Annotated in this window: 21 protein-coding genes and 2 pseudogenes; 6 read left to right on the forward strand and 17 right to left on the reverse strand. The window is 61.8% G+C overall.

Annotated features, from left to right (window positions below):
* Positions 1-230 precede the first annotated feature (230 nt).
* Positions 231-1,460, forward strand: coding sequence for a prolipoprotein diacylglyceryl transferase family protein (locus RA302_RS33570; RefSeq protein ID WP_051720982.1), 1,230 nt, complete (start codon positions 231-233; stop codon positions 1,458-1,460).
* Between the two features lie 239 nt (positions 1,461-1,699).
* Here RA302_RS33570 and RA302_RS33575 read toward each other — a convergent pair whose 3' ends face one another.
* The 6 genes from RA302_RS33575 to RA302_RS33600 form a co-directional block, all read right to left on the reverse strand.
* Positions 1,700-2,647 carry a M56 family metallopeptidase gene (locus RA302_RS33575; RefSeq protein ID WP_019747376.1) on the reverse strand — a complete coding sequence of 316 codons (948 nt, stop codon included), beginning with the start codon at positions 2,645-2,647 and terminating at the stop codon, positions 1,700-1,702.
* A complete protein-coding gene (locus tag RA302_RS33580; RefSeq protein WP_019747377.1) occupies positions 2,644-3,003 on the reverse strand; it encodes a BlaI/MecI/CopY family transcriptional regulator in 360 nt (119 codons plus the stop codon). The genes RA302_RS33575 and RA302_RS33580 overlap by 4 nt, the downstream gene beginning before the upstream one ends.
* A gap of 399 nt (positions 3,004-3,402) precedes the next feature.
* Entirely contained in the window at positions 3,403-4,587 is a 1,185-nt protein-coding gene (locus RA302_RS33585) for an Ig-like domain-containing protein (RefSeq protein WP_019747378.1), read from the reverse strand.
* Between the two features lie 185 nt (positions 4,588-4,772).
* Positions 4,773-5,444, reverse strand: a complete 672-nt coding sequence (locus RA302_RS33590; protein WP_223304577.1) for a DUF305 domain-containing protein — start codon at positions 5,442-5,444, stop codon at positions 4,773-4,775.
* A gap of 519 nt (positions 5,445-5,963) precedes the next feature.
* Complete coding sequence (locus RA302_RS33595; RefSeq protein WP_030537779.1) at positions 5,964-7,889, reverse strand: copper resistance protein CopC; 1,926 nt, start codon at positions 7,887-7,889, stop codon at positions 5,964-5,966.
* Positions 7,890-7,896: 7 nt separating this feature from the next.
* Positions 7,897-8,739, reverse strand: coding sequence for a F510_1955 family glycosylhydrolase (locus tag RA302_RS33600; RefSeq protein WP_030537778.1), 843 nt, complete (start codon positions 8,737-8,739; stop codon positions 7,897-7,899).
* Positions 8,740-9,260: 521 nt separating this feature from the next.
* On the opposite strand from RA302_RS33600, the gene RA302_RS33605 reads away from it, so the two are divergent.
* Positions 9,261-9,587 carry a metal-sensitive transcriptional regulator gene (locus tag RA302_RS33605; protein ID WP_051720984.1) on the forward strand — a complete coding sequence of 109 codons (327 nt, stop codon included), beginning with the start codon at positions 9,261-9,263 and terminating at the stop codon, positions 9,585-9,587.
* A gap of 294 nt (positions 9,588-9,881) precedes the next feature.
* Here RA302_RS33605 and RA302_RS33610 read toward each other — a convergent pair whose 3' ends face one another.
* From RA302_RS33610 to RA302_RS33645, 8 genes are all read right to left on the reverse strand, one after another.
* Positions 9,882-10,292: a PASTA domain-containing protein gene (locus tag RA302_RS33610; protein WP_058228112.1), complete on the reverse strand. Its 411-nt coding sequence runs from the start codon at positions 10,290-10,292 to the stop codon at positions 9,882-9,884.
* A gap of 24 nt (positions 10,293-10,316) precedes the next feature.
* On the reverse strand, positions 10,317-11,918 hold the full coding sequence (gene lnt, locus RA302_RS33615) for an apolipoprotein N-acyltransferase (RefSeq protein WP_338481278.1): 1,602 nt from the start codon (positions 11,916-11,918) through the stop codon (positions 10,317-10,319).
* A complete protein-coding gene (locus RA302_RS33620; protein ID WP_155277976.1) occupies positions 11,915-13,495 on the reverse strand; it encodes a cytochrome c biogenesis protein ResB in 1,581 nt (526 codons plus the stop codon). Before RA302_RS33620 ends, lnt begins: the two co-directional genes overlap by 4 nt.
* Positions 13,496-13,542: 47 nt before the next feature.
* Entirely contained in the window at positions 13,543-14,349 is an 807-nt protein-coding gene (locus tag RA302_RS33625) for a cytochrome c biogenesis CcdA family protein (RefSeq protein WP_011133458.1), read from the reverse strand.
* A complete protein-coding gene (locus tag RA302_RS33630; protein ID WP_011133459.1) occupies positions 14,346-14,990 on the reverse strand; it encodes a TlpA disulfide reductase family protein in 645 nt (214 codons plus the stop codon). Before RA302_RS33630 ends, RA302_RS33625 begins: the two co-directional genes overlap by 4 nt.
* 146 nt (positions 14,991-15,136) lie before the next feature.
* Positions 15,137-15,928 (reverse strand): IS21-like element IS1415 family helper ATPase IstB, encoded by a 792-nt coding sequence (istB, locus tag RA302_RS33635; protein WP_003944771.1) that lies wholly within the window; start codon positions 15,926-15,928, stop codon positions 15,137-15,139.
* On the reverse strand, positions 15,928-17,469 hold the full coding sequence (gene istA, locus RA302_RS33640) for an IS21-like element IS1415 family transposase (protein WP_030538069.1): 1,542 nt from the start codon (positions 17,467-17,469) through the stop codon (positions 15,928-15,930). Before istA ends, istB begins: the two co-directional genes overlap by 1 nt.
* Positions 17,470-17,584: 115 nt before the next feature.
* On the reverse strand, positions 17,585-18,211 hold the full coding sequence (locus RA302_RS33645; RefSeq protein ID WP_030538068.1) for a TlpA disulfide reductase family protein: 627 nt from the start codon (positions 18,209-18,211) through the stop codon (positions 17,585-17,587).
* Positions 18,212-18,339: 128 nt separating this feature from the next.
* Here RA302_RS33645 and RA302_RS33650 point away from each other — a divergent pair, with 128 nt between their 5' ends.
* Complete coding sequence (locus RA302_RS33650) at positions 18,340-18,705, forward strand: DUF4229 domain-containing protein (protein WP_019747393.1); 366 nt, start codon at positions 18,340-18,342, stop codon at positions 18,703-18,705.
* A gap of 364 nt (positions 18,706-19,069) precedes the next feature.
* On the opposite strand, the gene RA302_RS33655 is transcribed toward RA302_RS33650, so the two are convergent.
* From RA302_RS33655 to RA302_RS33665, 3 genes and pseudogenes are all read right to left on the reverse strand, one after another.
* Positions 19,070-19,408 carry a hypothetical protein gene (locus RA302_RS33655; RefSeq protein WP_003944633.1) on the reverse strand — a complete coding sequence of 113 codons (339 nt, stop codon included), beginning with the start codon at positions 19,406-19,408 and terminating at the stop codon, positions 19,070-19,072.
* 94 nt (positions 19,409-19,502) lie between these two features.
* Positions 19,503-19,820 (reverse strand): annotated as a pseudogene (locus tag RA302_RS33660) (DUF3703 domain-containing protein); the annotation flags it as partial.
* A gap of 56 nt (positions 19,821-19,876) precedes the next feature.
* Positions 19,877-20,266 (reverse strand): annotated as a pseudogene (locus RA302_RS33665) (HAD-IC family P-type ATPase); the annotation flags it as partial.
* A 631-nt stretch (positions 20,267-20,897) separates the two neighbouring features.
* On the opposite strand from RA302_RS33665, the gene RA302_RS33670 reads away from it, so the two are divergent.
* The 3 genes from RA302_RS33670 to RA302_RS33680 form a co-directional block, all read left to right on the forward strand.
* Complete coding sequence (locus RA302_RS33670) at positions 20,898-22,964, forward strand: MMPL family transporter (protein ID WP_223304706.1); 2,067 nt, start codon at positions 20,898-20,900, stop codon at positions 22,962-22,964.
* Positions 22,965-22,990: 26 nt separating this feature from the next.
* On the forward strand, positions 22,991-23,242 hold the full coding sequence (locus tag RA302_RS33675; protein WP_003944652.1) for a YgaP-like transmembrane domain: 252 nt from the start codon (positions 22,991-22,993) through the stop codon (positions 23,240-23,242).
* Between the two features lie 44 nt (positions 23,243-23,286).
* Positions 23,287-23,653 (forward strand): DUF302 domain-containing protein (locus tag RA302_RS33680; RefSeq protein WP_338481279.1); only part of this gene is annotated, 367 nt, incomplete at its 3' end.

Consider the following 23,653-nt stretch of genomic DNA (forward strand, 5'->3'; position numbering starts at 1 on the left):
AGGTTCGTAGTTCAGCTACTATCGACCTTAGTAGTTCGGTGGGCATCCGCGCCAACCGAGAGATTGGGGCGACGGTGAGCAAAAAATCAACCAAAACCCGCGCGAAACAGCGGTCTACGACGCAGAGTCGAGCCCGACGCGCCACGTCACCGAAGCGGAACCCCACTTCACGACCGCACGACGAAGTCGGCACAACACCCCGTGCTAGGCCCAGTCCGGCCGGTAGTGCCGTGGAAGAACTGGCCGCAGCGGCCGCAGCGGCGTATCTGAGTAAAGCAGCGCCGACGCCAGCCTCGGCCTTGGCTCAAGCACCGCCGGCGCCGGCCATCGCCGAAAAGGCGATGCCCACCAAGCCATCGGGCACTGAACGCGTTGCCCGGCCATTGGGTGACGACGAGTCGACCGCTGCAACGGAACTCGCTGCGCCCGGCGGTGGGTGCGCTGAAGCGTTCACGCAGATAGAACCACAGGGGCTCGCAGCAACGTACTGGGGAGAATCGCCCGAGGTTACTTCCGATCTGTCGATTCTGTTCCGAGGAGCCCGCAACAGCCCGGGCAGCGAACCGGAACGTTTCGAGAGGGTCACCCACGTCAACGGTGTTCCAGCGGGGGAACGCTTCGCGGTGACTGCGAGAATCCGCGGAATCGCCACTGGTAGTTGGACTGTCAGTGCCGAGCGCATCGAAACTCCGGACGACACCACCGGGCAGTTCGACATCGCAGCTCCGCAGACCGCCACGGCCTGGACTACCGCAGCGCCATTGGTGCACGGGCCCGGCGTGCGACTCTGGACGTGGCCGCTGTTGGTCGGTTTGGGTGCAGTGTTCGCCATCGTCATGCAGGCACTGCTCTTGACCCGTATGAGCGAGAACGCCACTGCGGCAGTTCTCATTTCGATCCTCGGCTGCCTTCTCGGCTACGTGGGTGCGAAGCTCTGGTACTTGGCACTTCACCGCCAGAGCCTTCGAAAATTCGTCTCTGCCGGCGCATGCATACAAGGATTTTTGGTGGTGTCGCTCGCGGTATTGGTGCTCGGCGGAGCAGCCTTCGGTCTGGGCGTCGGTGTGTTACTGGACATGACAACGCCCGGGTTGTTTCTCGGGATTGCGATCGGGCGCCCGGGATGCTTTTTGACAGGATGCTGTTCGGGTCGACCTACCAGGTCGAGATGGGGAATGTGGGCTTCGGACCGGACTCTCGCGGTGCGCCGAATCCCCGTGCAACTGATCGAAGCGTTCGCAGGCTTGATCATCGGCCTCGCGACACTGATTTTCGTCCTCTACGGCACCGAAACGCCCTATGACGGAGCAGTATTCGTTGTCGCCGCGGCTATCTACACGTGGGTCCGTCAAGGGTTGTTCCCCTATCGTGCGGACCCTCATACACGGCGCGGGCGGCTTCTGACCAGCGCGGCATGCGGAATTGTCATCGTCGCGACGATTCTGCTGGGCGTGGTGTGATCGTGACCCAGAGTAGTAGCCTTTTGCGCTTTTCTGCCGATGCCACGTGCGCAGAAGGTGAGTCTCACGAAAATTGGGATGGCCACGAATCAAGTTTCGCGCGGGATCTGGCCAATTCGATTGGCGCCGCGTTCGGTGCATGAGGCCGGTTCAGTTCGAGGAGGGGGTGAACCGGCCTTGAGCACTGGCCCCCTGCGGGCCGGACTCCTTGTTCGTCCACGACCCGGTTTCGCACTGTTTCAAGCACCTGCTGCGCATGAAGCCATCGCCATCGCACCCAGTAGCGCCAGAAGAGGCGCCGCAGGTAGGACGATCGCCGTTCCGCAGGCAGCAAGGGTGCGGAGGTAGCGAATGGGCGCCGGGTGGTGGGTGCGGTGGGAGGACAGACGATCAAGTCGCAACGCCAGGCAATCCTGCGCTATTCCCAGAGCCGCCACGGGCACCTCGTGAGGTGTCATACTGCAGAGTGCGCGGTGCACGGATTCGCGCCCATGCTGACGAACGGCTCGGGAGTCGGCTTCGATTTCCACCAACGCACGGACCAATGGGGGCGAAGATCGCATGATCGGAAGCCACGGAAACGCGTAGGCGAGCGTTTGAGCTGCGCTGACGAGCAGATGGTGCCGCCCCGTGATGTGTGCTCGTTCATGTGCGAGTACTGCAGCAAGAGCCTCGGTGTCGAGTTGATCTCTCAATCCGTCGCTCGCAACTACAAGCGCGGGGCGCCCAGCGATACTGTAGGCGAAGGGCACAGAAACCGGGAGCCAGAGCAGTGACGAGGACCGTGCACCCCCCAGAATGCGCAGCAACCCGAGGTGCTGCTGGTGTAGCTCGCGGCGAGTGCGGGAGAAGCTGAACAGATGGACGGTGCCTCGCACCGCCCCGATGACCAGGGCTGACCCACCGAGTACACCCACCGCCGTCTCGAGCCTGGCCGGCGCGTCGTCGTGAAGGGCGAGCCAACAGCTGTGGGCGAATTCGATCAGCGACGAGACACCACCGTGACTGGGTAAAAGGCTCAAGATCACCGGGACACTGATACTCACTACAGTTCCGAGTGCCAGAGCGCCCCACAAGACGAGGACGACATGCGGATCAACGCCGCGACGCATCATCGATCCGAGGAACAGCGGGGAGAGTGCGGCAACGAGAAGGCCACCGACCGCCCACGCGAGGACGGCTGTCACTTCTTGCCTCGTTCACGCAATCCACGCGCCAGGATCTTCGATTCGACGTCGGATGTCCCGCGAACAAAATGCAACAGGACCCCGGTCGGGTCTCCGGTGGATTCGAGAAGTGCGCGCAACCCGTCAGCTGCCGCTTCCTCGCGGCTTCGCGTGGCTTCGTACCAGTACGCGCGCCCGTTTCGCTGACGATGCACCCAACCTTTGCGATGAAGATTGTCCATGACGGTCATCACCGTCGTGTACGCCGGTTCACGGTCGTCATCGAGGCCGTCGATGACGTCGCGCACACGGACCGGTTCGGTGGAGCGCCACAGCACATCCATCACCAGCGCCTCGAGCTCTCCCAGACCTTGCATTTTTCCTCCTCGTAGAGCTGCATTCGTCACCGCACCGTGCGAGTGCCCAACCTGCAACCTCCGTCGCTTTCGTACGGGGCCCAACCAGCGCTGTCGGTGATTCGTCGGTCACAGTGATGTGGGACCGCTCGATGAGGGTGTCGTGTCGACTCTGCACGCTGGAGGTTGCCGAGACGGCGAACCGAAGCCCTGTAGAAATACTATCTGTTCTGCTTCCCGTCGCCGCCCCGATACGGCGGCGGTGTCTGGCGACCTCCTCCCGTGACGATCTGCCGAACCCCTGTCAGCTCTGACAGTGTCAAAAGGTTTATCCAGCACTTTCGCGTCGACTACGGGAGAACGTCTCGCGCGGAGCTTCTGTTTGCGATTCAGCATCGTTTGCCGGCAGGGCGACAGGTCTTACAGCGCGCTGCCTTCCGACCATCGGTCCCACGGCACACTCCAGTCGCCGTTCTGCCACAATTCGAGAGGGGCGCCGCCGGTATTGCGTATCTCCACGACATCTCCGGGAAGCGAAAAATCATAGAACCATTGAGCATTGGCGCGACTGAGGTTCAAGCAGCCGTGTGAAACATTGGTATTGCCTTGCGCCCAGACTGTGTCTTCGAGTTCGTGAAGGTAAATTCCGTCGGTGCTTATTCGGGTGGCGTAGTTGATTTTTTCCTTGTACCCCAGCCGGGAATTGACGGGAAGTCCGTAGGTCGACGAGTCCATGATCACGGGGTTGGCCTGATCGAGGACGGTGTAAATGCCTGGTTGGGTCCAGAAGGAGATCGTTTGGCCGTTGACGAGCTCGGTTCCTCCCATGCCCATCGATGTCGGCATAGTGCGCACAGTTTTGCCGTTGCTCGTGACCGTCACTTGCTTGGTCGTATCGTCGGCGACGGCGATATGCGAGTCGCCGATGGTGAATGCAGTCGTGGCGTCTTCCTGTCCGAACAGTCCGCCACCGAGCGGGACGCCGAAGACCGCAGCCCGGACCGTGACCTCGGTGCCGGGGGGATAGTACGCACGAGGTCGCCAGTGAACATTCTGGTCATCCACCCAGTACCACGAGCCTTCGAGCGGCACCGACGTTTGCACAGTCAGGCTTTTCTCCGCCGCTGCACGATCGAGGATCGGCTCGTCGAAATGCGTGACAATAACGATCCCTACCCCGAAAGTGCCACCATCTGTGAGGAGGTTACCCCCGGCCGTCACGAAGGATGGTTTGGTCAGGTTCCGCGGCTTGACTGTGGAGAAGGTGCTGGACTGATCGAGACGTGAGCCATCGTTTTGGGTGGCTGACGCTGTCATCGTGTAGGTCTTCCCGTAGTCCAAGGACGCGCCGGGTTTCCACACCTGCCGGTCAGGGGTGAAGATGCCATCGACCACAGCCCCGCCCACTTCGGTGAGCACTACCGAGTCGAGCCTCCCGCCAACAGATTCCACCGTGACCGGATCAAGGGGGTTGACGGTATCTGTCCCCCCGGAAGGAGTCATCACCAGCGCGGAGACAGGAGAGTCGTTCTCGGCGGGCGCACCCGTGTCACTCGGTGCGGACTGCGGTGCTGTGGAGGTGCATCCTGTCAGCGTTGCGACCATAAGGACAAGGACGACTAACCCTGTATGCCGTGTTGAGGCCATAATTGTTCCTTCACGTCAGTGGGTGGGGAGCGCCGACGAAGACAGTGATTCGCAAGGGACGCAAGTAATCAGATGGAAGATCAGAGCGGACAACGAGAAGAGAGGCTTCGACGGACAGGCCTAGCCACTCGCCAGTTTCCGGATCAGTTCTGTTGCAAAAGTGCTTGCATCGCGGTGATCTCGGACTGCTGTGCGGCGATGATATCGGTAGCCAATTGCTTGGCGTCGGCGTTGTCGCCATCGGATAGTTCCGATTGGGCCGTCGCGATCGCGCCGGAGTGATGTTCGATCATCATCTTCAGCCACGCGGTGTCGAAGTCCCCATCGCGCAGCCCCTCCAATTGAGCGATCTGCTGCTGGGACATCATTCCTGAATCAACCCCGCCGTGGTCCATTCCATCCATGGAGTCCACAGGGGAGGTGGCGTCGGACGTAGGTTGACCCCATTGTTCGATGAGCGCTGCAATCTGATCCATTTCGGGCCCGCGAGCGGTTTGGATCGAAGCGGCGAGTTCGAGTATTCGAGGATTGGTGGTGCGACTGTCAACCATCTTTGCAATCTCGACGGCCTGTGCGTGATGTGGATACATCATCGCGACGAACTGCATATCCGCGCTGTTGGCGCCGTTGGGCTGCGAGGCCGCGGAGGAGTTGGACATGTTTCCGCTGTCGTTGCTCGACATTTGGCTCATGTCATGGCCGCCGCAGCCGGCGATCAGCATCAGACCGGCGGCAGACCCCGCTGAGACTGCGATACGTGTGGAAACAGCACGTGTAAGCATCATATTTTTCTCCTGGAATGTGTTGTTGTGCAAAAAATTCTTCTGGGGAGGGGCCGTCGACTCGGATGGTCAGTAGTTCCGCTATGAGCGTCTGTCGTATCCGCAGCGCCGACAGTTGGTTGTGTAGGGGCAAGGTGTCGTGCACGATGCACGTCTGCGGCAACAGGGGAACGTGCAACCCTCCACTCACGCGTGCCGGTATGATCCTTGTCTTCGCGCTCGATGACGACTGTCGCGGTGATCAGCGTGGTGTCGTGCGCGCCGGGCAGGACCAGCGAGGTGACGGTGGAACCTGCAATCAGAAGGTTGCGGTGATCAAGACAAGCGACAGCAGGGGATGAGTGGTTGAACAGACTGCAGGCCAGAGCCACCGCTACCGGTTCGTCACCCTGCGTATGCCGTAGGAATTTCGAAGGCCTGGGCGCGGCCAGTGCGCGGGTGCGACAGAACTGGCAGGGGTGAATGAACGAGTAAGGGGAGATCATCGCAGCTTCCGTTCCTATTGCACGGTGACAGTTCACTGGACGTGAATATCTCGTCAGTTCTCCCCCATCAGTTCACTTCGGGGTAGACGAAGGTGCGGGTGATGAGATGTTTTGCATCGCTTAGTGTTTCGGAAACTATTCGTCCAGTTTGGTCGAGGTCGAGCAGTACGTTCATACCCGCAGCCGGATAGCCCAATGCCAGACGGAGTTGCCGTCCGGCGCTGGGTAAGCGCACCGCGATGGGCGCAGTCCCGTCCGCATACGGCTCCTGGGCGAGGAAGAACTCGCTGGACAGACTTAGTTGCTGAGGTTCGGGTCCGACGTTTGCGGCATCACTGGTCACCGATTCGTAAAAGGTCAGATTCTTCTGAGTGCGGGTGATATCTACGGCTCGAGCGAGATCGGTGTCCCCGGACTGAACAGGCCATGGAATTAACATGCTGACCGTCCCGCCCAGCCACCCTGTCGCCGCGGCCTCGAGCGTGAGCATGCTTTCACCCAGTGGCCAATCGGCTTGCGCCACGAAGCATCCGGATCCGCACCCGCGCAAGGGAAGGGAAGTGTTCTGCCCGCTCGCCCGCAGTGCGCCGATCAAGGTGTATTCCTGGTCCGGTTCCTGAGCGTAGTAGTCGACGCGGCGCGGAGTCGACAGTCGAACCACCAGCTGCCCTTCGCTGGCGGCGACGCTCACCCCAATCTGTCCAGCCAATGTTCCCAGCGGCAGAACCGGACCGATGGCTGCAGGTGGTCCCGGCTGGGCGGGTGAATTGGCAGGCGCCGTCGAGACTAATGCAGCACTGATGGCGAGCACGGAGATCAGGAGGATGCTCTCGATACGAATCTGATTGCGCAGTTTGCCCACTTGTTCAGTTCTGCGCATCGTCCGCCGTGCAGATATCGCCACACCCGAGGCGGCGATGACGAAGAGTAGTTTGACCGTCAGAAGTTGCCCGTACGGGGTGGAAAACATTGCGGCAACGGGGATCAGCAACAATGCCGAGATCGTACCGGTGGTCACGACGACGATGAAGGTCCACAGCGCAAGTCGTGTGTAACCGGCCACGACCCACCGAACCGGGGCATGCTGACCCCGCCACGCGAATGCAGTGCGAACCGTGTGGAGCAAAGCGCCGACCCAGATTGCCGCTGCCGCGAGATGAACGGCGGTGAGAAACGCGCCCCATCCGGGAGCGACGACGTTTGCGTGCGAGCGCAGCCCTTCGGCGGCAATGACCAGCAGAAGGGCTGCGCTCGCAAGTCTGGGGCTCCCCGCGGCTTTCAGCGCCAAGGCCAACATGAGCCCACACGTCTCTACGAGCAAGATGATGCCCGCACGTTCTTGCCATAGCGCAGCAACGCTGGACGAAGCGGCGAGCGAAACCATAAGGCCTGCAACACCTACCAAAGCAATACAAGCGCCGGCCGGAAACCAGGTGCGCAACTTCTTCAACGAAGGGTTCTCGGCGTGCGGTACAGACGACAATCTCTCCGCGACAAGTGTCCCGAGCGCGAGGGCGAACCCGACGAACAGCAGCCACCGGAGCACGGTTTCCGTCCACGAGGTCGAGGCGCTGTCGTCGCCACCGCCACCGCCGCTGTCGGTCAAAGCGAGGCCGACGGCAAACCGAAAGTCTTCCTCGACGAGGTCACCATCTGCGCCGATCACTTGCCACCGGACGGTGTAGGTGCCCGGCGACGGAGCATCCGAGAGCCGGGAAGTGATTGCACGGCCACCTTTGGACGACTCTGCTGCCTCCATCGGGCTCTCACGGCCTGCGCCGTCCAGGACTTTGATCGCATCGGTCCCGGCGGTGACTTGTTCGTTGAAGATCAGGGTGATGGCTTGCGGAGGCTCGGAAACGGCAGTCTCCGAGCCAGGTTCGGTAAAGAGCAGCGTGGGGTGAGCGTTGGCGATGCCGGCGCCCAGAACCACAAGGACTCCCGCAACGAGCACAAGTGTGATGCTCTGGAACATTCGAACGAACAACGACATGTTCAGGTCAGTTCAAGGCATACAGAGACTGAGAAGTCGCCGCGTACGCGCTGTCGTAACTCGCCGCAGTCAACGCTTCGACTGCTCCGACATTAGCGCGCTTCTCCCAGCCTTTTCCCTCCCTGCTCCGCCAGGCGAATCCATCTTGATCGACCCCCCACAGTGCATCCGAGGAGCCCGCGATCAGCACCATGGACGGCGCTCCAGCGAACTTTGTGAAGGTGCGCCCGTCGTCGCTGCTGTACTGCAGCCCTGACGAGGTGACAGCCCATGTCCCACTCTCGGTGAGAGCGAGGGACGCCACACCCAGGGCACCGCCGGATTCCCACGACTTTCCCTGATCCTTCGACACCGTGACACCTCTGGCCCCGTCGAAGCCGACGAGTGTCGTGCCATCTGTAACCAGAGAATGAAAGTCGACCTGTCCCGCGAGCGAGCTATCCGTCCAGGTTCGGCCGCCGTCGTTGCTGGTGCGTAGGCCAAGTGGGTTGGCTGCGGTACTGGACGGTCCCGGGTGCCCTGAGGAAAAGAGCGTGTCACTGCCCGCCACGCCCGCCAACCCCATCAAATCGTCGTCGGAATCACCCACTCGCACTGTGTCGCCCGAATCTCCGATCGCGAACAGTCCGCGATGCGTACCCGCCAAGATGGTGCCATCGGCGTTGATATGCAACCCGTGCAGATGGTCAAGTTCGGGTGTGAGCTCCACCCCTGGTATGGGCGGGACGATGGACTGGCCGGCCTTGTCGTCGTTTCCCTGCGTCGAACAAGCCGCAAGAGAAACGGCGATGAGAGCGGCGCCGACGAGCCCCACGATTGGGGACGTTCGCGCACGACGACTATTGGGCATCTGGGTGTCTCGTCCTGTATTCGAAGGGATGGCAACATTTCCGGGCGACTGGTACCTTATCTACTAAGATGCATAGTAGATGAGGGTGTTGGCTGGCTGCGAATTCACCCCCTGCAATGGTCTAGTGCAAGGGAAATGCTCGCCGTCGAAGCCCCTGATCTGATACGGCAGGGAGGTGCAATTGGTCTGGTCCCACGCACGGGTCGACGGGATGACGGCGCATCGCGTCATTGGTGGCGCAACCGGCGGTGGGCAGGAAGTTTGAACACAGGGCGGGTGCAGCGGTACTGCCTAGCCCTGGTGGCAGGAATGATTGAGAGTTCTTCTCGTGTGGTCACTTACCCGGAGATCTTGCAGTTGGCGAAGCGCCCATACAGACGGGATGCTGCTCAACGTGCCTTCGTGTGTGCCACTGCTGCACTACACCGTAGCCAGGGCAGGTCCAATCGATTGTCGCCCACCATGGAGACGACGTGATTTCGCGTCTGGCCCACTACGGGCGACGAGACCAGGGGAATCTCGTGGGCACAACTAATCCGGTTGGTCCAGGCCGTCGTGACTATGCGACCCACGGATACATCAGCGCAAAGGACTTGTACCTCAAACGCCTCAAGCGTATTGAGGGTCAGTCGCGAGGGCTGCAGCGAATGGTTGAAGAAGAAAGGTGCTGCATTGACATCCTTACCCAAATATCGGCGATGAAAAAAGCGCTGCATGCAGTAGCTATGGAATTGCTCGAAGACCATCTCAGTCATTGTGTCGTCGATGCCGCCGCAAGAGGGGGCGCCGAATCCGACGCCAAGATCAGGGAGGCCGCCGAGGCGATCAGACGGCTCGTGAATTCGTGAGGACCCTCCCATCTGATGTCCGAAACGATCTACTAGTCGGTGGGGCGGAATTTCGATGCCGTTTTATCGAAAGTCATTTACTTAGAATGTAGTTACGATCGAATCATGTTTTTTGAATGCGGGAGCGGGCGGCACATAGGGAAGCACTCCGCATGTTCCGTATTCCGGAGCGATTTCTGCTCGCCACAACCGGGATCCGAGGTCCTCGACGGGAATCGAGTTCATGATGAGCGCGTGCGGTGGCAGTCCCCACCGGGTGGGGATCGCCGAAGCATCATGGTGGCGCACCCGGGCTTATCGTGGGCCTGGGGTATCTGACGGTGATGGGCTCGTCGTGGTGGTGCTCGGTGTCGAGGATCCGTCACTTATGTACAGGGTGATGGTGGAGCCCGGAAGTGCCGCTCCCGACGGAGCTGTCGCGGTTGCTGTCCCTCTCGCGCTCGGACTTGACGTGAGGGAGACCGTCACTTTGAACCCGGCGTTCTGCAACAGAGATGTTGCGGCGGACTCGGTCATCCCGACCACGTCGGGTACCTGATCCCCGGCCGAACCGCGAACATATTTCTGGTCCAGCGGGGGTAGCGTGATGGGTCCGAAGTTGCTCGCGATCGGTCCCATCGCGTTGTACCACGTTCGGGCAGGTTCATTGCCGCCGTACAAATCGTCATTGGTGAACTCGTTTCGCTTGTGCACTGGCACCGACACTGAATTACTATCATGCATAGTAATTCATGTTCTCGTTCTTTCACCCCGCCGAACCCGGTACATGCCTCTGAAGAGTGCCGAAGCGGCGAGAGAAAGCACGATCGCAGACAACGCGAGTTCCGGAATCGAACCCACACGTGTTGCCAACGTGAGATCGGAACGCAGGGCGATCTCGTCGGTCAATGCTTGTGCTGTGAAGATCTCACTCTGTTGGCGTACCTCTCCCGTCGGCGTGATGATTGCGCTGACACCGCTGGTTGCTGCGATCAGCACACTGCGGCCGTGTTCGACCGCCCGCACCCGCGACATGGCCAGCTGCTGAAAGGTCATCTCGGTCCGGCCGAAGGTCGCGTTGTTGGTGGGAACCGCGATGACGGTGGCTCCTGCCTTGACGGACTCGGTCACCAGATCGTCGAAGGCCACCTCGTAACACGTGGCAACAGCTACCTGAATTCCGTTGAGGTCGACGACGCCGTTCCCGTTCCCGGCAACGAAATTGCCCGCAGAATCGGCATATGACGACACCGCACTAACGATCGATCGGAGCGGCAGGTACTCCCCGAAGGGCACAAGCTGCCGCTTGATGTGTTGCTGCCCAGGGCCGTCCGTCGGATCCCAGACCATGGCACTGTTGATCGATGTTCCTGGCTCGCCCTGCAGGACCGTACCGACCAGGATCGGGGCGCCGATAGAACGGGCTGCTCGGTCCAGTCGATCCGCCGCATCCCGATTCGTCAAAGGATCTATATCCGAAGCGTTTTCGGGCCAGATGACAAGTCGTGGCCGGGCTGCTCGGCCCGCTGTGACCTCAGCTGCGAGTTGTTCGGTGCGGGCAACATGATTGTCGAGCACCGCTCGGCGTTGGGCGTTGAAATCGAGGCCGAGTCGCGGCACGTTGCCCTGAACGACGGTCGCAGTGACGACCTCGTCAGGGGCGGCACCGGGAGAACCGGTCACCAATGCACTCACAAAGATGAGGACGATGCAAGCGCCACCTTTCGCCAATGCTTGCCATCGAACATTCAAGGGCCCAGCCAGTGACCAGGCGATGAGTGTTCCGATCAGTGCAGTCACGAAGGAAAGACCTGGCGCCCCCGCGATCGAAGCCAACGGCAGCAGCGGGCCGTCTGCCTGCCCGAAGGCCAAACGCCCCCACGGGAAACCGCCGAACGGAACTCGGCTACGAAGTGCTTCTGCGGTGACCCATGCACCCGCAATCCACACCGGGGAAAGCGGAGCGTGGCCGACGGCCACCGCCAGTACGCCGAACACTCCGAACGCGAGCGCTTCAATCGCCGCCAACGCCAACCAAGGCGTTGCACCCACGTACGCTCCGACCCATGGCAGCAAGGGAACGAAGAATCCCAGTCCCGCGGCATAGCCGAATCCGAAACCCGCACGGAGACTGCGCCCCTGGAGAACGACGGTCAGCAGGGCGATGGCTACAGGGGCGAGAAACCACAGCGTGCGCGGCGGAAAGCTGAGAAACAGCAGCCACCCAGCGCCCACCGAAAGAGCGAGACGCAAAGCGATCCCACCGTGGTGCCGTTTGGGGCGACCACTCTTCAGGCATGCATCTAATTCACTGTCGGCAGTGATCGCACGGTCGACCGAAAGGACCCTCACAGGCCCGCTCTCGTAGAAGGAGAACTGCGCTGGTCAGTCAACAATTTCTCACAGAGATCGTCGAATTCGCCGCCCCAGCCGGCATGATCGGTCCGCGCGAGTCCACCGAGTTCGAGATCAGCCTGCTCCGGTCCCGTCCCCGGGCGTAGGCGGATCCACACTCGCCGCCTCCTGATCACGAGCGAGATCAGAAGTCCGAGCATCATCGTGATCGCAAAGACGAGAACCCACTGTTGCGCAGGGTCGTACGACACCTGCAGATTGGCGAATTCCTTGGCGCCGTCGAACCGAACCTGTGTTCCATCGGTGAGAGTCCGCGTCTCTCCAGGGCGGAGGTTCACACGATCTTGTTTGACCAGCCTTCCTTGGTTGATCATTTCCTTGTTCAACGAGAAGATCGATTGCGGGATGCCGGTGTCCAGACCCGTATCGCCCTTGTAGATGTCGATCGCGACCGCAGGGTCACGCGCATCGGGAAACGACGAAGTCAGAAGCGTCCCGCTGAAGGAAGCGGTCGGCGCGAAGAGTCCCTCGATGGCGATCTGATTCTTCCGGCGCTCGTCCGGATTCGGAAACGATCCACCTGGCGGATCGAACCGCAACGCCCCACTGCTCAGGAACGTGACCGCATCGTCCGGTTGAAACTGCATCGTCTCGGTACGGGACTGTCCGTCGGGAAAAGTGACGGTGAACTGCGGCGCGTACCCATGGCCGGTCAGATAAACACGGGCACCGTCGGTACGCAGCGGTTCGTTGACCCGAAGACGATAGTCTTTCCAGGTATTGGTCGCGATATCCTGCCCGCTCTGATACGAAATGTTGGAGGTGAACATTTCGGCCTGACCGGTATCGAGATAATCTGCGGAAAAGTCGTTGACCTTGATGCAAAAGGGCGCGAGACCCGTGCCGTCAGTAGCACTTCCCGCGCGGAACGAGTCGTACACGGCAGGTGACGTATTACAGAAACCGGGGCCGCCGTCGGCAATGACGATCACCGAACCCTCGTACCCCACCAACTTGCCGATCGCGACGGTGACGAGCAACCCGATCAGCGAGAAGTGGAACACCAGATTCCCGGCCTCACGCAGATACCCCTTCTCCGCGGAAACCGCTACCTCGGAATCCTTTTCGGACCTGACCGCTACCCGCCAGCCCTTGAGCGACTGCCGCACTCTGGTGAGGGCCTCGTCATGCGAGATGTCAACTACGCCGCGAAAATGGTGAGGCAACCTGGACAGATTTCGAGGCGCTCGCACAGGTTGGCTCCGAAGCGCGCCGAGATGCGCCTGCAAGCGTGGAACCAGACAGCCGATGAGAGAGAGAAACAGCAGGACATAGATCGCAGTGAACCAGAAGCTGGAAAAGACGTCGAACAACTCCAGCTTGTCGAATAGCGGGCCGAGGGTTGGCTGCGCCGCGATGTACTGGGAAACTTTCTGTACGTTGAGATTTCGCTGAGGCAACATAGCACCGGGAAGTGCTGCGAGCGCCAAGAGGAACAGGAGCACGAGCGCGGTACTCATCGACGTCAACCTGCGCCAATTCTGGCGCAGTAGCCGAACGCTTTCTCGGATCATCAGTCTCGGGAGGCGACGGATGCGACCTCCCGCGGTGGCGCTATCTGTCATATCGGCAACACGACCGAACTGACGAATTCGTTGCGCAACCAGCCGACGAACATGCCCCACACGCCGGTGACCAGTGCGAGCCCGACAGCGACGAGCATTATTCCGCCGACGATCTGAATCGTCCGTGAATGGCGTTTGAGCCACCCGACGCCGCGGAGCGCCTTCGCCGACCCGAACGCCAGCACGATAAACGGAAGTCCCAATCCCAGACAGTAGGCGACGATCAGTATCACCCCTCGCGCTGCTGTCGTGCCTTCAGTTCCGGCCGCAACCGAAATAACCCCAGCGAGGGTGGGGCCGAGACACGGTGTCCAACCCAACGCGAACACGCCCCCCAACAAGGGAGCGCCGGCAAGGGATGAGATACGCCGCGGGGCGAACCGTGCGTCTTTCTGCAAGGCAGGAATCAAGCCGATGAACGTCAACCCCATCACGATGGTGATCACACCACCCACCCGTTGGAGCAGGTCTTCGTTGATACGAAGGGTGCCGATCACCCCGAACACCGACGCGGTGGCGAGAACGAACACCACGGTGAATCCGGCAACGAACATCGTTGCCGCGCCGGTAACCCGCCATCTGCCTGCAGGTTCCGAGGTCTCGTCGCCACGGGTCACCGCTGGAGAATCAGCTCCGGAAATGCCGGCCAGATACGACAGATATCCGGGAACGAGCGGCACCACACACGGCGATGCGAACGACACCAGACCGGCCAGAATGCACGCTGCTACGGCGAGCAGTAACGGGCCGCTCGCGGCGGCTGTCTGGAAGCTGGACCCGACACCTTGGGCGAGTTCGTTCACCGCTCGGCCGCCACACGCTCGATGACCGGTTGCAGATCCTCGGTGAGAAGTGCGCGAAGAAACACAGCGGCGACGCGCTGTCTGCGATCCAACACCAAGGTGGAGGGAATCACGCTTGTCGGATAGTTTCCGCCGAGCGCTGTCAAAGTTCTCATCGACGGGTCGTAGATCGAGGGGTAGCTCACGCTGTTGTCGACGACGAAGTCCTGGGCCTTGTCTCGTTGAGGATCCCGAACATTGATCCCGAGAAACTGAACACCGAGACTTTCGGTTGCTTCGTACGCGCGCTCGAGATCGTCGGCCTCGGACCGGCACGGGGCGCACCATTGCCCCCACAGATTGATCACGACGACCTGACCGGCGTAATCAGTGAGTGAAATATCGCTACCGTCGGCCATGAGGTCAGGTCCGGCCAATACACCGATCATGTTTCGCGATTCGGGCGGGTCGTACAAGATATCGGTTTGTCCTCCCGGTGACACGAAATCGAAATTCGCACCCGAAGCGACTGCATCGGTGCCGGTTGCACATCCACTCGCGGCGACGACGATCGCAGTGAGAATAGCGACCAGTGGGAGGATGCGGGTCGGTTTTCCGAGTACGCGTTGTCTCGATTTGCGAGGGAGTGCGGGGGCATTCATTTCATCAACTCACTTACAGCGGAGCGTATTTGTGTCAATGGCCACGAAGTTCTCCCCGTAGGCGGCCAGTAGTTCTCCCCGCTGGTGGCCACGGGTTCTCCCCGGTGGCGGCCAGTTGTTTTTCCCCACCCGCTTTCTGATTTGGGTTAGCTGAAGGGCTTCACCCCCTTGCCGGTGGTGGCTTCGGTGAGGCGGAAGGAGTCGCCGTCGGTGACGACGACGTGCGCATGGTGCAGGAGCCGGTCAACGGTGGCGGTGGCCAATGTTTTGGGCATGATCTCGTCGAAGCCGGAGGGGTGCAGGTTGCTCGAGACGGCAATCGCTCGGCGTTCGTAGGCAGCGTCGACGAGGCGATAGAATCCTTCGGCGGCGTCTTCAGAGACCGGGAGCAGACCGATGTCGTCGACGATGATCAGGTCGGAGCGGATGATCCTCGTCAGGGCTCGGGCGATGGAGTCGTCGGCACGGTGCCGGCGGACCAGGGCACCGAGGTCTTCGATGGTGAACCAAGACACCGCCAGCCCAGCTTCGACTGCGGCCTGCCCGAGTGCCTCGGTGAAGTGAGACTTGCCAGTTCCCGAAGGCCCACAGACGCAGAAACATTCACGCCGCCCGACCCACTCCAGGGTGCGGAGCGCGTCCTGGGTGGCGCGGGGAATCGACGATTTCGTTTCGTCCCAGTCGCCGAAGGTCTTGCCGGTAGGGAAACCCGCGCGTTTGCGGCGAGTGTGCAGGTTCGCCCGGTCCCGGCCGGCGGCTTCCTCAGCGAGGAGAACCCGCACGACTTCGGCGGGGTCCCAGCGTTGGGCTTTCGCGGTCGGGATGATATCGCTCAAGGACCTGCGGATATGGGGCAGTTTCAGGCGTTTAGTCAGGTCGATCGCCTCGGCCAACGGGTCGCCGTTAGCGCTGGTAACAGTGCGCAAAGGGGTGCTCATCAGGCGTCATCGCTTTCATCGTCAGTAGTGGCTGGGCTGGCCGGCGCTGGTGTCTGGCCGAAGGTGGACCAGGCGGCGGTGCCCGGTTGCAGAGTGTGGTTCTCGCTGCGACGGACCGGATCAGCGTGTTCGTGGGTGACTTGGTAGTCGAGGATCGAGATCAGGTCCCGATCGGCGAACCGGCCGGTCATCGCCGCCGTCCCCAACGCTCTGTCGACTGCGTCCGGGGAGTGCAGCTTCGAAAGGTCCACGGCCTCGGCCATCTTCGCCCTGATGCGGCGCGCTCCCGCGGCGGCAGCCTCGACCAGCCAGCTGTTGGCACCCTGGCCCAACTGTAGGAAGGCGAGCTCGGCGGCGGTACGAGGCTTGGGCACCCGGTCGGCGGCGTCGCGGTCTGGGCGGGGTGGGTAGTGGTCGTTGTCGAGGACCGGTGAACCGGGTTGGCCGCGGCGGTGCCGCGCGACTTCGACTGCACCGCCATCATTGTCGACGGCGGTCACGATCAGCTCCTCACCATGGAAGCGGGCCCAGACCCGAGTGTCGATCAACGTGTGCGGCACCGAATACCGCACCCCTTCCACCGAGATCGTCGACTCCCAGTTCACCCGCCGGGTAGTGCCGAACACCGCGGTGAACGGAGATTTCGGCAGCGGATGCAGCCGCTGCAACTCTTCGGCCAGCCGCTCGACCGGCCGCCGCCGAGTAGAGCTGTGGACGCGGGTGTTGACGTCGGTGCAGAACTGCCGGCAAGCCGACTCGAGCTCACCGAAAGAGTGATACTGCTCGCGCAGGTTCACCTCCTTCGGCAACAGGTCGGCTTTGGCGATCCGCACCGTCGCCTCACTTCCTCCCTTCGACTCCGGATCAGCAGGTAAACACGTCCGCAGCGTCGTGCCGTAATGCCGTGCCACCTCCACGATCTCCGGATTGCGGACCGCGATCCCGGCCACGTGATCGATCGTCGCGGTCTTCTCGTTGTCGGTGAGGACATAGACCGGAACCCCGCCCAAGCGGCGGAATGTCGCATCCAAACACGCCGCCACCGTCGGCAATGTCTTGTCCCAGATCGGGATCACCACCCGAAATCGCGACCACGCCAACCATGCGCAGAACAACGTCGTCTTCCGGCCGGAAATCGTTGGCCCGTCACCGAAGTCGTACTGTAACCACAGCCCAGGTTCGGTTACCCACGGCCGATACACTCGCCGCCGACCAGCCCGAAACTGGGCCTTCGCCTCCGCGACCGTCCGGCGCGTGGTCCGCTCACCGCCGGTGAACCCCAGCGCGACGATCCGTTCGTGGATGACATCCGCGCGGACCTTGCCCTGCGAGCGGACCACCAACTCCTCGATCTTCGGCAGAAAGTCGTCGATCGCCCGCGCTCGATGCCGCCGGCGGTCCGGCGGCTGCCCCGCAGCGCGCATCTGCACATACCGGGCCACCGTGTGGTGATCACACCCAGCCAGCTCCGCCGCCGCCCGATAACTACCCGTGAGGTCGTACGCCTCCAAAATTTCCATGATCTCCCTGCTCGATTTCATCCACCCAGCGTTGCCGGGACCGAATCTGACTCACAGCAGGTGGGGAACTATCTGGCCGTACGCGGGGAGAAACCATGGCCACAAAATGCGCCATAAATGGCCGCCAGTGGGGAGCTTACGATGGCCGTCGACATATTTGGTCAGTGTTTTCGAAAACCATGGGGGTTGTAATCTGTTCGACGGACCCGTCTTGTTGGACGAGAAAGCTCAGCGGCAGAACTGGCGGCGCCGATAGCGCAATTCCGATGTCGTCGACCGCAGCGAACGAGGGATAGTGCACGCCTGCAGCGGTGAGAAGCGCTAGTGCTGTGGACATGTCGTCCTGGACGTTGATCCCGACTACTCGGATGGAGCCCGGAGTACCTGCATAGTCATTCAGGACCGGGATTTCCGATCGGCACGGCCCGCACCACGAGGCCCAGAGGTTGATCAGGGTCGGCTCCCCGGACAGCGCTGCACCGAGGTCGACCACAGTATTCTCGCCAAGACACGTCGCTTTGATTCCCAGGAGTTCTCCTCCAGCGGGCGGTACTGCCGGGGCCACAGGACAGGGAACCGCTGCTGCCGCGGACTTCGAGGAAAACCCCGAGTCGACGCGATCTTCATCTGCCTGGGCGGCCGGAGGCACTTGAGGCCGGGTCGAGGAATGGGTCTCGGTTGACGTTGATCGAGGCCAGATCGCCACGACGAGAAGACCGATCACAACCAGGAAGAGCAGGAACCACCGAGACTGTGCCTGCATGCACTTCCTCCAAGCGTGGTGCGGTGAACCGGGACAACACTGAACTACTATTGTGCATAGTAGACATATGGTTCGTTCTGTCGCCCCCGCCAACCAGAGGCGGGATCCGAACCCGAGAATCGAGCATCGTGAAACGCCAGTCCGCTCCGAAGGGCCGTATCAATCCACCAGTCAGCCCAGAAATTGCGGCACTGGGTGCCCATCAAGCACCGCAGACGCGCGTGGCGCGGATCAACCGTGTAGCACGGTCAAAGCTCGTGCGTCTGGTGATGTACTACACCGCGGTTCGACTCGCCCTGATCGCCGGCCTCGCAGTGATCATCATGGGAATCAACGCCATACTCGAACTCGAAATCCCCGGTGTGTTAGCACTGTTCGGGGCGGTGCTGCTCGGATTCGCCATCTCTGCGATCGCGTTCCGGTCATTGCGCCGCCGGATCAATGAAGAAGTGATGGTCGTAGATGAAAAACGGCGTGCAATGCGCACCCGGTGAAGGGTTCCCTCCGGTTAGGTGCGCGTGAAAGCTCCAGTAACGAAAATGCCCAGCATCGGTGCCACAACCTGTCTTTTTTGGACGTATGACCGCTCAAAGCTGCCTTCCTGGGTGATGCCGAGGGCGCGCGATCATGCATTGATTGGCATTGGGATGAAGATGTCAGGTGACGGGATCAGGTGCGGAGTCGGCGGTATCCGTGGTGGTCTCGAGTTTCGGAATCGGTACAAGCTGCGGGATCAGGCGGACGAGACTCGAGCAGGCGCAGTACGGAGGACCGTTGAGTCAGCTCGCCCTTGTGAGGAACCCCGGGGCTGCTGCTGGAGACGACCCTGTTGGGACCACCGGTGGGTGGCCGATACTTTCACTCATCGCCCTCTACATCAGCTGTGGGCGCAGCCATACCGAACGCACCCCTCAGTGCAGCAACGGTAGGAGCGCCACCGACCTCGCCCGTGGAATCTCGATAGAGCCTGCATGACACGTTGGGGACCTGGTCCGGTTCGGCAAACGGATCGCGGCCGTCGACGAGCAACGTCGGCGATCCGGTCATGCCCGCAAGCCTTGCGGATCGAGGATCGTCGACGATTACGTGGCGCAGTTCCCAATCGATGGACTCCTCCGCGAGAACGTGCTCGATCCGTTGTTCGAGGAGCTGCACGTTCGGGCAGTCCGGGACTTGCAAAATTTCAAGGTGCATCATGGTGTTCCTCCGTCGGCGTGTGGTTTCGAGTATGCGGCAGTGCAGGACAGCTCGCGGTAAACGAAACCCAGGACTGGTAGGTCTGCATTTTCTCGGCAAGATCGTCAGGTATCGGCATCGGTGTCATAAGACCGGCACGAGTTCGTTCGGTGTTGCCCTCCGGATAGCGGCCCAGTGCGGATCCCGGGGCGGCGACGACGATGATGCGAAGAACCTGCCCGACGGCTTCGCGGCAGTCACGCTGATGTAAGGCCAGGGGAGCATGGCGAGGTGGTTTGTGTGGCCATGGACAGGGCTGGGAGAGGACATGTGTGCGTTCGAGGTGATGCCAACGCTGGGTGTCATCGCTGGTGCGGCCGGCTGCGGTCCTCTTTGCGGGCCGAAACGCGACGGCGCTGTGTCGGTCGTGCAAGCGATGCGCTTCGTGTAGACACTGCGCAATTGTGCGAGCATTCGGTTCATCGGATGCAGAGCCGGCGGCAGGTGCTGCAGGTCTTCGCCCATCAGAGCAACATCGGCGGTCTCGATGGCCACGTCGGAACCCATCGCGCCCATGGCAATGCCCAAGTCGGCGGTGGCCAGGGCGGGGGCGTCGTTGACACCGTCCCCGACCATTGCCGTCGGGCGGTTCGCACGCAAGGTTTCCACGATCCGTGCCTTGTCCTCCGGGCGCAGGTCGGCGTGCACGTCGTCGATCCCGACGTCGGCGGCCAGCGCCTGGGCGGTGCGTTCGTTGTCGCCGGTGAGCATCGCGACGGTGTACCCGCCGCGTCGTAGCCCGGCGATCACCTCATGTGCTTCCGGTCGGAGCTCGTCTCGTACGGCGACTGCCCCGATGACGGTTCCGGCGCGCTCGATCCACGCCACGAGTTCCCGAGACCTCTCACCGATGGCGTGGCCGCCGCACCCGGACTGAGTCGTCTCGACGGATGCGCCGACGTGTGCGTCGGCTACCCAGAAAGCGGTACCTCGCCTGGGCACTCGACGACCCGGACGGCCCACCCCCTCGGGTGGGCGCCCGAGAGGAGCGAACGGCCTACCCGAGCGTATACCCCCAGGGGTACTTGCATACCCCCCTGGGTATATGCAACAGTGGGTAGACGCTCGTCAGAAAGGACTGTCTATGTGTTACCCCGTCCCGTGCCCGATATGCGACAAGATCGCGTGGGCAGGTTGCGATCGACATGTCGACGACGTCACGAAGGATGTTTCACGGCCTCGGCAGTGCACCTGCTCTGCTGAGACCGTTGGTCCTATCGATCGGCGCCAGCGCCTCGCGATCGCTGTTTCGCCGCCAATCCCGGTCGCGAGTGCAAGGGCCTAACCTTCCAATTGGGTCAGGTTTACCGAGGTCTAGCTCGCTCATTTGAATACCCCAGCCCGTATTTTAGGAGAAGTTATGTCTGTGCCCGACACCGTGACGGCCACCGGTCGTGACGATCGTGATCGCGTATCTACACCCGGCATACTCGGACGCCTGGGAAGCGCGATGGTCGCACGCCGCCGATGGGTGTTCGGTGTCTGGCTGATCGCGCTTGTCGCGCTCGGATCTGCAGCGCCGTCGGTTTTTTCGTCACTGGCGGGTGCTGGGTGGCAAGCCAACGGATCCGAATCGGTCCAGGTCCGTGAACTCGCGCAACAGCATTTCGGCGGGAACTCCTCGGCCGCGGTTCAGGTGGTGGTCCATTCGGACACCGCGTCGATCGACGATCCCACCGTGCAGCAGAGACTCATCGACGTCACAGCTGTGTTCGACGGTGACACCCGGTTCGGTGCCGTCATCGCCCCACAGCCTGGTATGACCATCAGCCCCGACGGCCACACCGGCATCCTCATCGCCGGCGCCAACGCAAACGCGGACGACATGGTCAAAGCCGTCGACGATGTCAAAGACGAGCTGACCGCACTCTCCGGCGACGGTATCGAGGTCTATCCCACCGGATCCTCCGCGTTGTGGTCCGACTTCAACAAAGCCAACCACGATGCGATGATTCAGGCTGAACTATTCTCTTGGCCAGTCACTTTGGCGATCATGGTGCTCGCATTCGGCTCCCTCGTCGCTGCCGGGCTGCCGCTGTTGCTCACAGTGGCCGGACTCGTCGCCTCCGCCGGCGGTTTGGTGCTGCTCAACGAGGTCACACCGATCTCGGTATGGGCGATGAATTTCGCGATGATGTTCGCCCTCGCTCTCGGCATCGACTACGCCTTGTTCATCGTCGCCCGCTTCCGCGACGCCCTCCGTACGGCCGATCCACGAGCAGCCGTTGCCGAAACCATGGACACCGCAGGCAAAGCGGTGCTCCTGTCCGGACTTACCGTCCTGGTCAGCCTCTCGGCAGTGCTGCTCGTTCCCGCACCGGCCGTGCGCACCATGGCCGTAGGCATCATGCTGGCCGTCACGTTCGTTCTGATCGCCACCATGACACTTCTTCCGGCCACGCTGGGCGCACTCGGCCCCAAGGTCAACGCAGCATCCCTGCCTTACGCGAAACGCCAACAGCACCGATCCCCGAAGTTCGCTGCGTGGGGCGAATTGCTTCACAAGTACCCATGGCCGTTCGCGCTGGTCTCCGTCGGCATCCTCGTCGCCCTGGCCTTACCTGTCCTGGGACTGAAGGTGGCAATGCCGTCCATCGCTGTCGTTCCCGACGATGCGCCCGTTCGGCAAGGTTACGAGTTGGTTCAGGCCCAGTTCGGTGACGGGGCACCCGGCGCGCTGCAGATAGTTGTCCCGTCTTCCGATGCGGCTGCTACCGCCGCGGCAGCGAGCAGCGTCGACGGGATCTCGATGGTCACCCCGCCCACACCATCAACAGACGATTCGAACTACACACTGCTGCAAGCGTTTCCTGCCGTGGACCCTTCCGCAGAGGCCATGGGCACGATCCTCGGTGACCTACGCGCACAACTACCGGAGTCCGCGCTCGTCGGCGGCGCGCCAGCGGAGAACCTCGACCTGCAGCAAGCCCTGAACGACTACCTACCGTTGGTTATCGGGATCATCCTCGCCCTCGGCTTCATCCTGCTGCTCGTCGCTCTGCAGGCACCACTGATCGCGATCCTCGGCACCGCCGTCAGTTTGCTGTCGACCGCCGCAGCGTTCGGGGTTGCGAAGCTGATCTTCCAAGACGGACACGGATCGTCGCTGCTCGGCTTCACCCCTCAAGGTTTCCTCGACGGCTGGGGGCCGGTGTTCTTCTTCGCGATGATCTTTGCCATCGCCATGGACTACACCGTGTTCCTGCTCGCCACCGCGAAAGAACACTACGAGAAGACCGGGGACCCGAAGGCTGCTCAGGTCGACGGCCTCGCGCACTCCGGACGCGTCATCTTCGCCGCTGCGGCGGTCATGGTCGCCGTGTTCTTCACCTTCGCGCTCTCCGATCCGCTCCCACCCAAGGAAATGGGCATCATCCTCGGCGTCGCGGTGTTGCTCGACGCCTTCCTGATCAGGCTGATCCTGCTCCCGGTCCTGCTCCGGCTGAGCGGTCACGCTGCATGGTGGGCACCGGGCTGGCTGCGCAGAATGTTGCCGTCGATCCGCTTCTCGCACTGACCATTACAACACCTCACGGAGGAATCATGACCGATCCGAACATCACGCATTCGAGCACGTCTGCCGGGTGGCCGATCGAACGTATCGTCCCCGCACTGGCCGCCGGCGTCACCGCGACGGGCCTGACCCTCGGCGAACTCCACGCACCACGGTGGAGGCTGCTCAGCGCCTTCGCCGCCGCGAACCTCGCCCTCTACGCCGCGGTCGGCTGGTGCCCGGCAAGTGCGCTTCTCACCAGAGCGGGCGTACCAAGTCTTCGCCACCCCCGAAGCGGATAGGCACACAATTGCCGCAGTTCGACGAACGGAAGGAATTCTCCACCATGACCATCGCACTCTCGACCACCTTGACCGACACCGACTTCGAGACGGCGGTCACCGCCACCAAAGCAGCACTGTCCGAGCAAGGCTTCGGTGTGCTGACCGAAATTGACATGCAGGCCACCCTGAAAGCCAAACTTGGCACAGACATGGAGAAGTATCTGATCCTAGGCGCGTGCAATCCCACGCTTGCACACCGCGCCGTAGGAATCGTGCGTGAGATCGGCCTGCTACTGCCCTGCAACGTCGTCGTCCGTGCCGACACCACCGCCGGATCGGTCATCGTCGAGGCGATGAACCCGGACCTCATGGTCCAAGTGACGGGCGAACCAGCACTGTCAGATGTCGCGGCCGAGGCCACCACCAAAC

The sequence above is a fragment of the Rhodococcus sp. DN22 genome (genome assembly GCF_036669995.1).
Lineage (GTDB): Bacteria > Actinomycetota > Actinomycetes > Mycobacteriales > Mycobacteriaceae > Rhodococcus_F > Rhodococcus_F erythropolis.